The organism is Thioclava sp. JM3, assembly GCF_002213185.1.
GTDB lineage: Bacteria > Pseudomonadota > Alphaproteobacteria > Rhodobacterales > Rhodobacteraceae > Thioclava > Thioclava nitratireducens.
This window is the reverse complement of record NZ_NBOB01000008.1, coordinates 40,804-55,533: the sequence shown is the minus strand read 5'-3', so window position 1 is coordinate 55,533 and position 14,730 is coordinate 40,804. Positions and strand designations below refer to the sequence as shown.

Here is a 14,730-nt window from a genome sequence, read left to right as displayed (position 1 = left end):
GCGTGGCGTCACGCTCCGCTAACCTCACGCTTTCGTGCGCCTCCAGCACCACAGATAGACGAATTTCCGCGAAGACCCCACCACATATTGTGGTATTGCATGAATGTCGCAGTGAAAGTGCTTGAAAATAGGGAGTTTTCAGCCTGATAGAGCCGTGCTACGCTTCTCGCTAATATAAACCCCGGAAACCGGCCGAAGATCGGTACCACTACAAGGGGTCAAATTGAGGCAGTGAAATAGGTGAAGCCGTGACCACGCTGATGCGCTGGGTCCGTGATGGGCTATTCGTAATCCTTCTGACACTCATTGCGCCGATCGCTGCGCAGGCCGCCCCTTACGCGGCGATGGTCATGGACATGCGATCGGGCGAAGTTCTCTACTCCAAAAACGCCGATACGCCACTGCATCCGGCCTCTCTGACGAAGATGATGACGCTCTACATCACCTTCCAGGCTATCGAGCATGGCGAGTTCAGTCTCGACTCGATCGTTACCGTCACCAAGCACGCCGCCAGCCAGCCGCCCTCGCGACTCGGCCTGCGTCCCGGCCAGAAGATCGCCGTGCGCTACCTGATCCGCGCTGCCGCAATCAAATCGGCCAATGACGCCGCCGCAGCTCTCGGCGATTACATCGGCGGCTCGGAGGAAGGCTTCGCCGCGCGGATGAACCGCACCGCCCGGCAGCTGGGCATGAAGAACACCCATTTCGTCAACGCCAACGGCCTGACCCGCAAGGGCCACCTGTCCTCGGCACATGACATGACGATCATGGGCCGCCACCTGTTCTTCGACTTCCCGCAATACTACAACATCTTCTCGCGCCGCTCGGCGGATGCGAAAGTGCGCACCGTCTATTCGACGAACCGCAAGTTCCTCGCTGCCTACAAGGGCGCGGACGGGATCAAGACCGGCTACACCTCGGCCTCGGGCTTCAACCTGACCGCCTCCGCGAAGCGTGGCGATAAGCGCATCATCGCGACCGTCTTCGGCGGCACTTCGACCGCGCAGCGCAACGCGAAAATGGCCGATCTGCTGGATCTGGGCTTCAAGCGCGCGCCGACCCACGCGCGCACGATCCGCCCTGCGATCCCGCAATACATCGCGCCTGCGCAATCGCCGATGCTGATGGTGAATCTCGCGCCGAAGAAGAGCCCGCGTCCCGATATCCGTCCGACCGTGCCCAATGCGGATAGCGATGCAATCTCGACCGCGCTCGCCGCTGCGGTGCAGGCCGATCAGGTGGACGAAGTGACCGATATCCCCGAGGACGTGGCCGAAGGCGCTCAGGGCGGCGCGGCAGGCGCGGAGGACGTGGTCGTCGCCGATGCCGGCACGCTCGGGATCGGCGCGGAGATCACCGCAAGCCCCCGCCCGCAGCGCAACCCGCGCGACATCCAGATCGCGGACGTGACCAAGTCGCTGCCCGCCGAAGTGACCAAGGCCACGCCGCTGGCGCAGGCACAGGCGCATGACGCCGCTGTCGCTGCAGACAAGGCGGGCCAGGACGGCACCGAAAAGCCGAGCGACGTGCAGCTAGCCTCCTACGATCCCGGCGCATCGGACGGTCCGAAATTCGTTCAGTCCACCAAACCGCAGCCCGAGACGGTCGAGCTGGCCGAGGCGCATACGCTCGACCTCGACGGAAACGGCAAGGCCAACGGCGCCAAGGCCCCGTCCAGCTTCGTGCAGTCGACGGATCCGCAGCCCGAGACCGCGCAGATGGCCGCAGCTCCCGAGAAGCGCAAGAGCGAGATCATCCTCGCCGCGCTCACCCCTCCGGCCCCCGGCCCGGCGCAGAAGCCGCGCGTGGTAGCGCGCGTGTCCAGCTCGGGCGGGCGCAACTGGGGCGTCAGCCTCGGCCTGTTTGGTTCGCGCTTCGCGGCGGAGCGTCACATGCTGACCACCGCGCTGATGGAAAGCGACACACTGGGCGAAGCACTGCGCAAGGTCGCGACGCGCAAGACCGGATACGAGGCGAATTTCGTGGGAATGACCCAGGACATGGCGCAACTGGCCTGTGCAAGGCTCGAAGCACGCGCTATGGACTGCAAAGTGGTCGGTCCCTGAGATTCTTCCTCCCTCGGGGACAAAGAGAGAAAGCCGCGCCTGGTCAGCGCGGCTTTTTCTTATCCGGGGCCTCATGCGGTCCGCCGCGTGGAGCGCCACGGGGGAGCCTCCGGCGGGGATATTTGAACCAAGGCGAAGGGGGCGCAAGTCTGTCGGGATCGCCCCTGGCCTTCTCCGAGCCCTTCGGGCACTCAATCCTGCTTCGGGCGGTCGTCGAACTCGTCGGACAGGATGCGCTCGGCATCGCCTTTCGGGTCGTCATACTGATTGGTCTTGAGCGACCAGAAAAACGCCCCGAGGCCAATCCCGCCGAGCAGTAGGGAAATCGGAATCGAATAGAGAAGAACCTCCATGCGGGGCTCCTTTCAGCGCAGGCGTAGTGAGTTGAGCGACACCGTGATCGAACTGGCCGACATGGCGAGAGCCGCCATCAGCGGCGTCGCAAGCCCGGTCAGCGCGAGCGGCACGGCGAAGATATTGTAGACGATGGAGATGCCGAAGTTCTGCTTGATCCGGCGACGCGCGCGCACCGAGATCGAGGCGGCGTCGGAAACCGGAGCCAGGTCCTTGCCCAGCAGCACGATATCCGAAGCCGTCCGCGCCGCGTCGAGCGCGGAGGCAGGCGAGACCGAGACATGGGCCGCGGCCAGCGCGGCGGTGTCGTTCAGCCCATCGCCCACCATCAGCACGCGGTGGCCCTGTTGGGTGAGATCGTTTACCAGCTGCGCTTTCTCGGCAGGCAAGGCGCCGGCGCGGTAGGCCTCGATCCCGAGGCGCGCGGCGAGATCGCTCACCGCCCCTTCGACATCGCCCGAGACCAGCCAGACTTGCTTGCCCTGCGCCTTCAGACCGGCCACGGCCTCTTCGGCGCCGGTGCGCAGCGTGTCGGCGAAGCGGATCGAGATTGGGGTCGCATCGCCTATCTTGAGATGGGTCGCGGTGGTCGTGCCGTCCTCGGCACCGATCCAGTTCGCACGGCCGAGCCGCACGCGCTGCTCCTGCCAGACGCCCTCAACGCCGTAGCCAGGAACTTCGCGCAGATCGGTGAGCGTGGCGGGGACGCCCCCCTGCCCTGCCGCGGCCTCGTGCAGCGCGCGGGCGAGCGGGTGGCTCGACCCTTCGGCCAGCGCCATCGCGACGGAGAGCGCGTCGGGCGACAGATCGGAGAGGTTCTGCGGACGCGGCGCGCCCATGGTCAGCGTACCGGTCTTGTCGAAGACGACCGTGTCGATCTCGGCCAAACGCTCCAGCGCGGTGCCGTCCTTGATCAGCAGCCCCTTGCGGAACAGCTTGCCCGATGCGGCGGTCACCACCGCAGGCACGGCGAGCCCCAGCGCACAGGGGCAGGTGATGATCAGCACCGCAGCGGCAATATTCACCGCCAGACGGAAGTCACCGCCGGTGATCCACGCCCAGGCGCAGAAGGCGGTGAAGGACAGGATATGCACGATCGGTGCATAGGCTCGCGCTGCCCGTTCGGCGAGCGAGGTGTATTTGGTCTTCGCACTCTCGGCCATCGCGACGAGATCGGCCATGCGGTGCAGCGAACTGTCGCGCCCGGCTGCCGTCACGCGCAGGGTCAGCGGCCCGGTCAGGTTCACTTCGCCGGCGGAGAGCGCCATGCCGGGCAGCACCTGAACGGGAAGGCTTTCACCCGTCAGGAGCGAGCGGTCGCTCTCGGATTGGCCGTCGGTCACTTCGCCATCGGCAGGGATGCGGCCACCGGGGCGCACCCGGATCAGGTCGCCCACAGCCAGTTCGCCCACGGGCACGATGACTTCCTCGCCGTCGCGCAGAACGGTCGCGCGCGGTACTTCCAGCGCGGCCAGTTCCTCGGCCGCCGAACGGGCCACGGCCCGCGTGCGGTAATCGAGATAGCGCCCTACGAGCAGGAAGAAGGTGAGCATCGTCGCCGCTTCGAAATAGGCATGCGCGCCGGAATGCATCGTCTCGAACAGCGAAATCCCGAGCGCGAGCAGGATCGCGAGCGAGATCGGCACATCCATTCCCAGACGCCCGCCGCGCAGGGAAGACCAGGCATTGGCGAAGAACGGCTGGCCCGCGAAGATCGTGGTGGGCAGCGCAATCGCCGCCGAAATCCAGTGGAAGAGGTCGCGCGTCGAATCCTCGGCCCCCGACCAGACCGCGATCGAGAGCATCATGATGTTCATCATCGCGAAACCCGACACGCCGATCCGCATCAGCAGGTCGCGCCCGCGCTTGTCGGCCTCGGTCGCAGACAGCATGCCGGGATCAAGCTCGTGCGCCTCATAGCCGATCTTGTCGAGCGCCGCGATCAGCCCCGCCGGTTCGACATCGCCCGCCGCATCGACGGAGGCGCGCTTCAGCGTCAGGTTGACCCGGGCCGACTTCACGCCCGGCTGTTTCATCAGCTCGCGCTCGACATCGGTGATGCAGACCGCGCAATGCGCCGTGGGAAGCGAGAGCATGATCCGCGCGCCCTTGACGTCACCCGATTTCGCCATCTGCTCGGCAGAGGGGGCCGCGATGCAGGCCGGACAGGCCGAGGCCGAGACGCGCTCGTCTTCGAACGGTTCGTTGCGTGTGGGCGAAGCGGGCGACACCGACATCGGTTCAGCCTTTCACGAAGAGGTCGATCCGCTGACGGAACTCCGTGCCGTCTGCGGCTTTCGCGTCGAGATGCACCAGCCAGACGCCCGGAGCAAGGTCGACCTTGGAGGTGAAGATGCCACCGACATAGTCGAATTCGGGGGTCATGTCCTCGCGGACATGGGTCGTCCGCCCGACCAGCGCCTTGAACTCGGCCACCCGCGCGGGCAACCCATTCTCGTCGCGGATGACGAAGCTGAGCTTGCCGTCGGAATAGTCCGGCGACACAGTCCAGCCAAGCGCATCCTGCGCGCGTTTTTCTTCGTTGAAGGACTGCGAGGCGACATAGGAATTGTCGACCTCGAGGCCGGGAAACGTGCTGATCGCCTGCCACGCCATGACAAAGTTGACCGCGATGATCACCCCGAAGGAGCCCACCGCGATCATCAGCACTTTTCTTCCGGTCAGCGGTTTCGCCATCTCGGTCATTGTACCCTTCCGTTGAATACGGTCGTTTCCGACACGCGGTCAGTATTGGTCATGTCCTCGATCCACATCGTCAGTTCGGTGCGCTCGCTGGTGGCGATGGACGAACCGGGATCGGCGACAATATAGACCCTTTGGGTCATGGTTTCATCCGCGGGCACCGTCACGGTGGTCCCGTCCTGGCCTTCGAGCAACACGCTCAGCGTGCTCTGGTCGGCCGGATCGGGCGCCTTGACGGAGACCTTGAACTCGGTCGCCTCGCCCGCCTTGTTGCGCAGCCGCAGCGTGTAGATGTTCCGGATCGCGCCCGACGGTTCCACCACGAAGAGCGGATCGCGGTTCGGGGTCACGTTGAAATCGATGGGCGAGCGCATGAACAGCGCGACCACGAGGCCGACCCCGATCAGCGACCACATCGCGAAATAGAGGATGGTGCGCGGGCGCAGGATGTGCTTCCAGACATTGACGACCGGGTTGCCAGAACGCTCGTTGGCTTCGTCCTTCAGGGCCATGTAGCCGATCAGGCCGCGAGGTTTGCCGATCTTGTCCATGACCTCGTTGCAGGCGTCGATGCACAACCCGCAGGTGATGCATTCGAGCTGCTGGCCATCGCGGATATCGATGCCCATCGGGCAGACGTTGAAACAAGCCATGCAGTCGATGCAATCGCCCTGCGTCGGGTCGTGCTGACCCTTCTTGAGCTTGCCGCGCGGCTCGCCCCGCCATTCGCGATAGGCGATCGTGATCGTGTCTTCGTCCATCATCGCGGCCTGAATGCGCGGCCAAGGACAGGCGTAGATGCAGATCTGTTCGCGCGCGAAGCCGCCGAAAGCGAAGGTCGTGAGCGTTGCCACCGCGATCGTCGTGTAAGCGATCGGCGAGGCGCTGCCGGTGAACAGATCGTGCAGCAGCGCCGGCGCATCGGTGAAATAGAACACCCAGGCCCCGCCCGTCGCGACACCGATCAGAAGCCAGAGCACCCATTTGGTGATCCGCTTGCGGACCTTCTCGGCGTTCCATTTCTGGCGCAGCAGGCGGATACGTGCGTTGCGGTCGCCCTCGACCCAGCGCTCGACGAGGATGAACAGATCGGTCCAGACGGTCTGCGGGCAGGCATAGCCGCACCAGACGCGCCCCAGCGCCGAGGTGAACAGGAACAACCCCAGACCGGCCATGATCAGAAGACCCGCGACGAAGTAGAATTCATGCGGCCAGATTTCGATCATGAAGAAGAAGAAGCGACGGTTCGCGAGGTCCAGAAGCACCGCTTGATCGGGCAGCTCCGGCCCACGATCCCAGCGAATCCACGGCGTGATGTAATAGATGCCGAGCATCACCGCCATCAACACCCATTTCAAGTTGCGGAACTGGCCATGCACACGGCGCGGGAAAATCGGCTCGCGGGCGGCGTAGAGCGGCGGGGGATCGACTGGTTCGGTGGAGCTCACGACTCTCTCCGTTCATAAATCATTCTGCGTCAACGGTTCTTCTGGTATGACACAGTCGTGAAGACTTTGACCTGCGTCAAAAAGACAGGTCTCCCATACAGGAAATCGTCACTGGTTGGTGTTTTCACTCGTCATCGGCATGTGCTGCCTGCTTGAAAAGCCACGACATCAGGTGGCGTTGCGCCGGTCGCCTCACGCCCGGTCGCGCTCCCGTGTAATAGCGCTTTTGAGCGCTGTCTTCAAACGGAAGCCGCACCGCCCGGCCGCGACATTTCGTTCGCCCCGGACCAACGCGGTCGCACCCCCGCCGGCCTCCCCGGTCCGCCACCCAGCGCTTCGCGCAGAAGGATCCGGGGCATCGCGGCGAGGTCACAACGGCGTGCAACGGCTGGCACGGCGCTTGTTTTGCCCGGGAACGCCCCCCAACTTAGGCGGCAGGTAACCCTCGACAAACGAGAGGGCCCGCGAAGGGGCCCTCTGGAATTGGGCACCGGCACCCCCAGGAAACGCGCGAACAGGACGGGGTGCCGGTGCGGCCCGCCAGACCGAAGCCCCGCGGGATCTCTCTTGTTTTCGACCGTTACTGGCCGCCGCCCAAGCTGTGAACGTAGGCCGCGACGGCGCGGATATCCGCTTCCGAGAGACGCTCGTTCCAGTTCGGCATCACGCCGAAGCGGGCATTGGTGACCGTGTAGGTCAGCGTGTCGACGTCACCGCCATAGAGCCAGACGGCATCGGTGAGGTTCGGCGCACCCATGGTGTTGTCGCCTTTGCCATTCTCGCCGTGACAGGCTGCGCAGTTATCCGCGAAGATCGTCTCGCCTTCCGCAGCCATCGCCTCGTCATGCTCCTGGTCCGAAATCTTGCGGACATATTGCACGACCTGGTCGATCTGCTCGGGCTCGAGAAGACCATCTTTCCCGAAGGCCGGCATCTGCGAGAACCGCGCCTCGCCTTCCGGGTCCGTCTCGTTGCGGATGCCATGGGTCACGGTGAAATGGATGTCCTCCATCGTGCCGCCCCACAGCCATGCGCTGTCGAGAAGGTTCGGATAGCCGTGCTTCGGGTTGCCGCCCGCGCCCGCACCGTGACATTGCGCGCACCAGGTGCGGAACACCGCGGCGCCCGCGTTCTGGGTGTAGTTCTTCAGCTCGGGATCGTTCGAAATCTCATTGAGATCGACCGAGACGAGCTTCTCCTGGATCGGCTTGTTCGCCGCGGCGACCTTGTCGATCTCGGCCTGCACGTTCGCGCGGGTCGAGGAGCCCAGAATCCCCGGCGTCGCGCCGGATTTGAAGATCGGCCATGCCGGCATCGCGATCGAGTAACCGATCCCCCAGATGACGCAGGCATAGAAGGTCCACAGCCACCATTTGGGCAGCGGGTTGTTGTATTCCTCGATGCCGTCCCACGAGTGTCCCGTGGTCTCGACCTCGTGCTTTTGCTTGCTTGGTCTCTTGCTCATGTTTTCCACGCCTCCTTACAACGTGGCGCCGTCAGTCCTTGGAGGACCGGCTCTCGCCGGCCTCCGAGGCATTGGCGGGTTTGTCTTCGTACCGGAAGGGAATCTCGGACGTATCTTCGTAGGTCTTGCGCGCGCCGGGCCGGAAGACCCAGACGACGACGGCCAGGAAGAAGACGAACATGAAGATCAGAAACCAGCTGTCCGCGAATTCCCTGAAGATATGATAGTCCATTGATCAGCCCCCCTTACCGGCTGGCCACGGGTTCGAAGGTCGAGAAGTCGACCATGGTGCCGAGCACCTGCAGATAGGCCACCAGCGCGTCCATCTCGGAAATGCCCGGGCGACCGTCGAAGTTGCGGACGTTCACCGCGTTGGGATAGCGCTCCAGCAGACCGTCGGTGTCGCTGTTCGGATCGGCCTGGGCCGCGAAGTCCGCCTTGGCGTTCTCGATCATGTCCGACGTGTAGGGCACACCCACCATCGCATCGGTCGAGATCCGCTCGTCGATATGCTTGGAATCGACCATGCGATTGAGCAGGAAGCCGTATTTCGGCATCACCGATTCCGGCACGACCGACTGCGGGTTGGTCAGGTGATCCACATGCCAGGCGTCCGAGTAGCGGCCGCCGACGCGGGCGAGGTCAGGCCCCGTCCGCTTGGAGCCCCACTGGAACGGGTGGTCGTATTGCGACTCCGCTGCCAGCGAGTAATGGCCGTAACGCTCCACTTCGTCGCGCATCGGGCGGATCATCTGCGAGTGGCAGACATAGCAGCCCTCACGGATGTAGATGTCGCGCCCGGTAAGCTCCAGCGGGGTGTATGGACGCATGCCGTCCACGTCCTCGATGGTGTTTTCGAGGTAGAAGAGCGGCGCGATCTCCACGATGCCGCCGATCGTGACGACTAGGAAGGCAAAGATCAGCAGGAGCGTGGCGTTCTTTTCAAGGACGCCGTGTTTGTCGAGAAGTCCCATTGATCTCCTCCTTATTCAGCCGGCACGGCGGCAACCGAACGCGATTCCACGCGCGGCTGACGAGCGACGGTCATCCACAGATTGTAGGCCATGATGATGCCACCCGTGAGGTAGAGCACACCACCCAGACCACGGACCACGAACATCGGATGCATGGCGGCCACGGTGTCGGCGAAGGCGTTCACGAGGAAACCCTGGCTGTCCGTTTCGCGCCACATCAGGCCCTGCATGATCCCGGCGACCCACATCGACGCAGCATAGAGCACGATCCCGATGGTGGAGAGCCAGAAGTGCCAGCTGACCAGTTTCAGCGAGTAGAGCCCTTCACGCGCCCACAGACGCGGCACGAGGAAGTAGAGCGTGCCGAAGGTGATCATGCCGTTCCAGCCGAGCGCGCCCGAGTGCACGTGACCGATCGTCCAGTCGGTGTAGTGCGACAGCGAGTTCACCGCCTTGATCGACATCATCGGGCCTTCGAAGGTCGACATGCCGTAGAAGCCGACCGACACCACCATCATTCGGATGATCGGATCGGTGCGCAGCTTGTCCCATGCGCCCGAGAGCGTCATCAGACCGTTGATCATGCCACCCCAGGAAGGCATCCACAGGATCACCGAGAAGGTCATGCCCAGCGTCGAGGCCCAGTCGGGCAGCGCCGTGTAGTGCAAGTGGTGCGGACCGGCCCAGATGTACAGGAAGATCAGCGCCCAGAAGTGCACGATCGACAGCTTGTAGGAATAGACCGGACGTTCAGCCTGCTTCGGGACGAAGTAATACATCATGCCGAGGAAGCCCGCAGTCAGGAAGAAGCCCACCGCATTGTGGCCGTACCACCACTGCGTCATCGCGTCCTGCACGCCCGAGAAGACCTGCACCGACTTCGATCCGAAGAGCGAGACCGGGATCGACAGGTTGTTCACGATATGCAGCATCGCGATGGTCACGATGAAGGACAGGTAGAACCAGTTGGCGACGTAGATATGGGGTTCCTTGCGCTTGAAGATCGTGCCGAGGAAGACAACCAGATAGGCGACCCAGACGATCGTCAGCCAGATATCGACATACCATTCCGGCTCGGCATATTCCTTCGACTGCGTTGCGCCGAGGATGTAGCCGGACGCGGCGAGCACGATGAACAGGTTATAGCCCCAGAACACGAACCAGCCGAGCGCGTTGCCGCCGAACAGCCGCGCTGCCGAGGTGCGCTGCACCACGTAGAACGACGATGCGATCAGCGCGTTGCCACCGAAGGCGAAGATCACCGCCGAGGTGTGCAGCGGGCGCAGCTTGCCGAAGTTCAGGTAGCCCTGCGCCCATTCGAAGTTGAGCGCCGGATAGGCCAGCTGGAAAGCGATGATGACGGCGACCAGGAAGCCCACGACACCCCAGAAGGTCGTCGCGATCACCCCGGCGCGAACCACGCCGTCGAAATACTCGTTGTGAGCCACCGGCTGGCGGCTCCCCATGGTGCGAAGCACCCAGATGAACGCGATTGCCGCGGCCAGCATGACCTCGACAGCATTCACCTGATAGGCAAGATCGCGCGCGTAGCCGGCCGCAATGGCGGCCAGAACCGCCACAAGACCAAGCGCGATCAGCTTGATATAATCCCACATTTTGTGCGTCCCTTCGTCTGGTCTGCCCCTGCGGCACTCTCTTGAACCGAGAATCCTCCTGGGCCTGACTGGAGTCCTTGTGGTCCGAGGGTATGCACGATGCCTTGATCTGCATCAAATGCTCGCGATCGAACTGCGCCATTCGGTCGCAGTTCTGTGATCTGACAATCACGTCTCTTGATCCGAGTCAAAGTGCGGCCGATCTCTTCGGGTTAGGCTTTGGGCTCACATGCTTAATCGCTTATGGCGCAAGGACAGGACCCATGGCTTACAAGACACTTCTCACGATCGTCACGGATCCCAAGGCGGCCGCGACACAAATCGACACGGCCGTGGCCGTCGCCCGACGGCGCGACGCCCACCTAGACGTGCTCTGCCTCGGTGTGGATCGCACGCAGACCGGATATTACTACGCGGGGGCGACCGCCTTCGTACAACAGGAAACGATGGATCGCGCGCAAGACGACGCACGCAACGCGGAAGCCGCGGTGCGCGCGCGCCTCGAAGCCGAAGACATTCGCTGGGGCGTCGATGCGGTCGTCTCGCAGATCGGGGCGATGGCTACCGTCGTCGGGCAGCGCGCCCGCTTTGCCGATCTGGTCGTGATGGGCCGCCCCTATGGCGAGGGCCGCGGCCCGGAGATCGAGGCCGCAGTCGAAGCCGCGCTCTTCGAGGGCCAGGTTCCGGTCGCGATCGTACCCGACGGGTATAACGGCGACATGCCTGCCAAGCGCGTCGTGATCGCGTGGAACCAGTCGCACGAAGCGATGCGCGCCGTGCGGGCCGCCCTGCCCGTCCTGAAATCCGCCGATCTGGTCGACATCACCGTGATCGACCCGCCCGCGCATGGGCCCGAGCGCTCGGATCCGGGCGGCCAACTCAGCCAGATGCTCTCGCGTCACGGCGTCCACGCCGAGGTGTCGGTGCTCGCCAAGACGATGCCGCGCGTGTCGGACGTGCTCAACCGCCATATCAGCGACAGCGACGCCGATGCGGTGGTGATGGGGGCTTACGGCCATTCGCGATTCCGCGAAGCGATCCTGGGCGGCGCGACGCGCCACATGCTCGAGATGGCCGAGGTTCCGGTGATCATGGCGCATTGAGCGCGCCGCCTTTCAAGACTGTCGACGGCGCCTCTCGGGGCGCCGTTTTTCGTCACTCGGGACCGATCCCGACGCCCTTCCCGTTGCCCGCACGGCGTCGGACATGCTTTCGCGGATGTCGTGAAACAGACCCGAGCATTGCGCCATTCTCTGCAATACGGTTGGCAACACTCGGGCCCGGGGCGACAACGAGAAAGACACAAGTAAACGGGATACGCATAACCCTTCCCCGCTGCAGCCTCCTTCTGTTTACCTTACGACAATGTCCAAACCGCGACGGAACGCGTGCGAAATAACGACCTTCTCGCGACATCTGTGTCCGGCACGGAACTCCGGCCGCGCTGGCGGGTTGGCTGGCTGACGAAAGACCGGAGCCCCCAATGACCCGCCATATTCTTCCCACCCTTCTCGCCAGCCTCGCCCTGCTGTCTGCCTGTCAGGAGATGACGCCGAAACAGGACGGGACGATGCCGAAGACACTGCCGGAGGGGATGGTCGGACGCTGGGGGCTGACAAAGGCCGATTGCGACGCCTCACGCGATGACAACAAAGGCCTGATGGTGGTCCAGCCGGACAGCCTGAAATTCTACGAGTCGCAAGCCAAGCTCGCTGAGATCGACAGCGCGACCGATCGCGTGGTTCGGGCCACGTGGAATTTCACCGGCGAAGGGCAGAAATGGCAGCGCGATATCGTGCTCACCCTGTCGAGCACCGGCATCTACCTATCGCGTCAGGATATCTCGCAGGGCGGAATGAAGCCACTCACCTATCGGCAGTGCGTATCCCCCTGACCGGACGTATGCTCAGATAAGGAAACCGCCGTCGCTGTCATCGCCCGCCTCAAGCAGCAGCCGATCCATGTCCGGCACGGTGACGTGGCGCTTACCCTGCAGCTCGATCACCCCGTCGCGTTTCAGCGCGGACATCTGACGACTTACCGTCTCTAGCGTGAGGCCAAGGTAATCGGCCATCGCTTCGCGCGTTAGCGGCAGATCGAACACCATCTGCCGGGCGCTGGGGCTCATGTTGATCGAGGCGTCACGCCGCGCCACGATCGACAGGAGCGAGGCGATCTTCTCGCGCGCGGTCTTGCGGCCCAGCAGCAGCATCCATTCGCGCGCGGCGTCCAGTTCGTCGAGCGTCATCTGCAACAGGCGCTGCGCGATATGGGGCGTGCGCTCCATCATTTCCTCGAAGGGCTTGCGGCGGAAACAGCACATCAGGATGTCGGTCGTCGCGGTCACGTTATACGCGGCACGGGTGCGCCCGGGGCGCCCCACGAAATCCGAGGGCAGCAACAGGCCCACCATCTGCGTACGTCCGTCTTCTAGCGTTTGCGTCAGCGTCGCGATCCCTGAGACGACCGAGGCCACGAAATCCATCTGGTCGCCCGCCCAGATGATCGTCTGCCCCGCTTCGAAGCTTCGGTAATATTTGATCTTCTCAAGCTGCTCGAGCTCCTCCGCGTCACATCGCGCACAGACCGCGCGATGTTGGATCGGGCAGTCTCCGCATGCGAGCGAAGCAGGCTGAACGTCATCATGTGCCATATGGATATTGCTTGATCTGGGTCAAATTCTGTCGCGCGTGTTATCTCTAAAGATACGCGCATGGAACAGGAATCGCAACTTACCCGACTCGGACTCTTCGACGCACGGGTGCCCCGCTATACGAGCTACCCCACCGCCCCCCATTTCGCGGGCGATGTCGGCCCCATGGAATTCGCGCATTGGATCGAGGCGATCCCCGAAGGCGCGTCGATTTCGCTCTACATGCACGTGCCGTTTTGTCGTCGGCTCTGCTGGTTCTGCGCCTGCCGCACGCAAGGCACGCAAAGCGAGGAACCGGTCCGCGCCTATGCCGAGACGCTGCTGGCCGAGCTGCGCCTCTTCAAGGAGCGCCTGGCGCCCGGCGTCACGCTGTCGCGTCTGCATTGGGGCGGCGGCACGCCGACCCTGATGCCCCCGGACATGATGCGCCGCCTCGCCGATGCGGTCTTCGACGTCGTACCGATGGGCGAAGGCGCGGAATTCTCGGTCGAGATCGACCCCAACGAAATCGACGCCGCCCGCCTCGACGCGCTCGCCGAGTCGGGTATGAACCGCGCCTCGATCGGGGTGCAGGATTTCGACCCGCAGATTCAGGGCGTGATCGGGCGCGACCAGAGCTATGAGGTAACCAAAGCTGCGGTCGACATGATTCGCGAACGCGATGTCGCGAGCCTCAACGCCGATATCCTCTACGGTCTGCCTTACCAGACACCGACGAAAATCGCGGCCTCGGTGCAAAAGCTGCTGTCGCTCGGCCCCGATCGCGTGGCGCTCTACGGCTACGCGCATGTGCCGTGGATGGCGCGCCGCCAAACGATGATCCCATCAGACCATCTGCCCACCCCGCAAGAGCGTCTGAAGCTGTTCGAGGTGGCGCGCGAGTTGTTCGTGGCCGATGGTTATGACGAGATCGGAATCGACCATTTCGCGCTGCCGACCGACGGGCTCTCGACCGCCCAGAAGGGAGGTCAGTTGCGGCGCAATTTCCAAGGCTATACCGACGATCAGGCCGAGGCGCTGGTCGGGCTCGGAGCGTCCTCGATCTCGCGCTTCCCGCAAGGCTATGCACAGAACGCGCCAGCTACTTCAGCCCATACGGCTGCGATCCGGGCGGATCGCTTCTCGACCTCGCGCGGGCACCGCTTCACTGCGGATGACAAGATGCGCGCGCGGCTGATCGAGGCGCTGATGTGCGATTTCGAAGTGAAAGCGGCAGAGCTGGTGCGGGATTACGGCGCCGATCCGAAGGAACTCGCCGCAATGTTCGCCGCCTGCGCGGAGCATTTCGGCGACATGGTTCAGGTGAACGCGGACGGGCTGCGCATTCCGGCGAAGGCGCGCCCGCTCACCCGCATGATCGCGCGCCATTTCGATGCTTACGATCTGTCGAAAGCCGGGCATAGTTCGGCGATCTGATCGCCGGGGAAGAGGGACGAGGGAGGGGTCGCCGC

13 protein-coding genes are annotated in these 14,730 nt (G+C 63.7%); 4 read left to right on the top strand and 9 right to left on the bottom strand.

Annotation, left to right across the window (positions count from 1 at the left end):
- Positions 1-260 precede the first annotated feature (260 nt).
- Complete coding sequence (locus B6V73_RS15490) at positions 261-2,066, top strand: D-alanyl-D-alanine carboxypeptidase family protein (RefSeq protein WP_088725747.1); 1,806 nt, start codon at positions 261-263, stop codon at positions 2,064-2,066.
- Positions 2,067-2,257: 191 nt separating this feature from the next.
- On the opposite strand, the gene ccoS is transcribed toward B6V73_RS15490, so the two are convergent.
- From ccoS to ccoN, 8 genes are all read right to left on the bottom strand, one after another.
- On the bottom strand, positions 2,258-2,419 hold the full coding sequence (ccoS, locus tag B6V73_RS15485; RefSeq protein WP_075774163.1) for a cbb3-type cytochrome oxidase assembly protein CcoS: 162 nt from the start codon (positions 2,417-2,419) through the stop codon (positions 2,258-2,260).
- Positions 2,420-2,431: 12 nt separating this feature from the next.
- The gene (locus tag B6V73_RS15480; protein ID WP_088725682.1) at positions 2,432-4,657 is read right to left on the bottom strand and encodes a cation-translocating P-type ATPase; all 2,226 of its coding nucleotides are present in this window, start codon (positions 4,655-4,657) and stop codon (positions 2,432-2,434) included.
- A gap of 4 nt (positions 4,658-4,661) precedes the next feature.
- On the bottom strand, positions 4,662-5,126 hold the full coding sequence (locus B6V73_RS15475; RefSeq protein WP_346426031.1) for a FixH family protein: 465 nt from the start codon (positions 5,124-5,126) through the stop codon (positions 4,662-4,664).
- Positions 5,123-6,571 (bottom strand): cytochrome c oxidase accessory protein CcoG, encoded by a 1,449-nt coding sequence (ccoG, locus tag B6V73_RS15470; protein ID WP_088725681.1) that lies wholly within the window; start codon positions 6,569-6,571, stop codon positions 5,123-5,125. Before ccoG ends, B6V73_RS15475 begins: the two co-directional genes overlap by 4 nt.
- Positions 6,572-7,151: 580 nt before the next feature.
- Complete coding sequence (ccoP, locus tag B6V73_RS15465) at positions 7,152-8,036, bottom strand: cytochrome-c oxidase, cbb3-type subunit III (protein ID WP_088722400.1); 885 nt, start codon at positions 8,034-8,036, stop codon at positions 7,152-7,154.
- Positions 8,037-8,067: 31 nt separating this feature from the next.
- Positions 8,068-8,268 carry a cbb3-type cytochrome c oxidase subunit 3 gene (locus B6V73_RS15460; RefSeq protein WP_075774158.1) on the bottom strand — a complete coding sequence of 67 codons (201 nt, stop codon included), beginning with the start codon at positions 8,266-8,268 and terminating at the stop codon, positions 8,068-8,070.
- 13 nt (positions 8,269-8,281) lie between these two features.
- Positions 8,282-9,010 carry a cytochrome-c oxidase, cbb3-type subunit II gene (gene ccoO / locus B6V73_RS15455; RefSeq protein WP_088725680.1) on the bottom strand — a complete coding sequence of 243 codons (729 nt, stop codon included), beginning with the start codon at positions 9,008-9,010 and terminating at the stop codon, positions 8,282-8,284.
- Between the two features lie 11 nt (positions 9,011-9,021).
- Positions 9,022-10,626, bottom strand: a complete 1,605-nt coding sequence (gene ccoN, locus B6V73_RS15450) for a cytochrome-c oxidase, cbb3-type subunit I (protein ID WP_075774156.1) — start codon at positions 10,624-10,626, stop codon at positions 9,022-9,024.
- Between the two features lie 263 nt (positions 10,627-10,889).
- Between ccoN and B6V73_RS15445 the strand changes: the two genes are divergently transcribed.
- Entirely contained in the window at positions 10,890-11,729 is an 840-nt protein-coding gene (locus B6V73_RS15445; protein WP_075774155.1) for a universal stress protein, read from the top strand.
- 380 nt (positions 11,730-12,109) lie between these two features.
- Positions 12,110-12,520 (top strand): hypothetical protein, encoded by a 411-nt coding sequence (locus B6V73_RS15440; RefSeq protein ID WP_088722399.1) that lies wholly within the window; start codon positions 12,110-12,112, stop codon positions 12,518-12,520.
- Positions 12,521-12,532: 12 nt separating this feature from the next.
- On the opposite strand, the gene B6V73_RS15435 is transcribed toward B6V73_RS15440, so the two are convergent.
- Positions 12,533-13,279 carry a Crp/Fnr family transcriptional regulator gene (locus B6V73_RS15435; RefSeq protein WP_075774153.1) on the bottom strand — a complete coding sequence of 249 codons (747 nt, stop codon included), beginning with the start codon at positions 13,277-13,279 and terminating at the stop codon, positions 12,533-12,535.
- A gap of 60 nt (positions 13,280-13,339) precedes the next feature.
- Between B6V73_RS15435 and hemN the strand changes: the two genes are divergently transcribed.
- Positions 13,340-14,695, top strand: coding sequence for an oxygen-independent coproporphyrinogen III oxidase (gene hemN / locus B6V73_RS15430; RefSeq protein ID WP_088725679.1), 1,356 nt, complete (start codon positions 13,340-13,342; stop codon positions 14,693-14,695).
- Positions 14,696-14,730 lie beyond the last annotated feature (35 nt).

Coding starts and splice junctions, on each gene's coding strand:
- B6V73_RS15490 (WP_088725747.1), top strand. CDS start 261: ATGCGCTGGGTCCGTGATGGGCTATTCGTAATCCTTCTGACACTCATT.
- ccoS (WP_075774163.1), bottom strand. CDS start 2,419: ATGGAGGTTCTTCTCTATTCGATTCCGATTTCCCTACTGCTCGGCGGG.
- B6V73_RS15480 (WP_088725682.1), bottom strand. CDS start 4,657: ATGTCGGTGTCGCCCGCTTCGCCCACACGCAACGAACCGTTCGAAGAC.
- B6V73_RS15475 (WP_346426031.1), bottom strand. CDS start 5,126: ATGACCGAGATGGCGAAACCGCTGACCGGAAGAAAAGTGCTGATGATC.
- ccoP (WP_088722400.1), bottom strand. CDS start 8,036: ATGAGCAAGAGACCAAGCAAGCAAAAGCACGAGGTCGAGACCACGGGA.
- B6V73_RS15460 (WP_075774158.1), bottom strand. CDS start 8,268: ATGGACTATCATATCTTCAGGGAATTCGCGGACAGCTGGTTTCTGATC.
- ccoO (WP_088725680.1), bottom strand. CDS start 9,010: ATGGGACTTCTCGACAAACACGGCGTCCTTGAAAAGAACGCCACGCTC.
- ccoN (WP_075774156.1), bottom strand. CDS start 10,626: ATGTGGGATTATATCAAGCTGATCGCGCTTGGTCTTGTGGCGGTTCTG.
- B6V73_RS15445 (WP_075774155.1), top strand. CDS start 10,890: ATGGCTTACAAGACACTTCTCACGATCGTCACGGATCCCAAGGCGGCC.
- B6V73_RS15440 (WP_088722399.1), top strand. CDS start 12,110: ATGACCCGCCATATTCTTCCCACCCTTCTCGCCAGCCTCGCCCTGCTG.
- B6V73_RS15435 (WP_075774153.1), bottom strand. CDS start 13,279: ATGGCACATGATGACGTTCAGCCTGCTTCGCTCGCATGCGGAGACTGC.
- hemN (WP_088725679.1), top strand. CDS start 13,340: ATGGAACAGGAATCGCAACTTACCCGACTCGGACTCTTCGACGCACGG.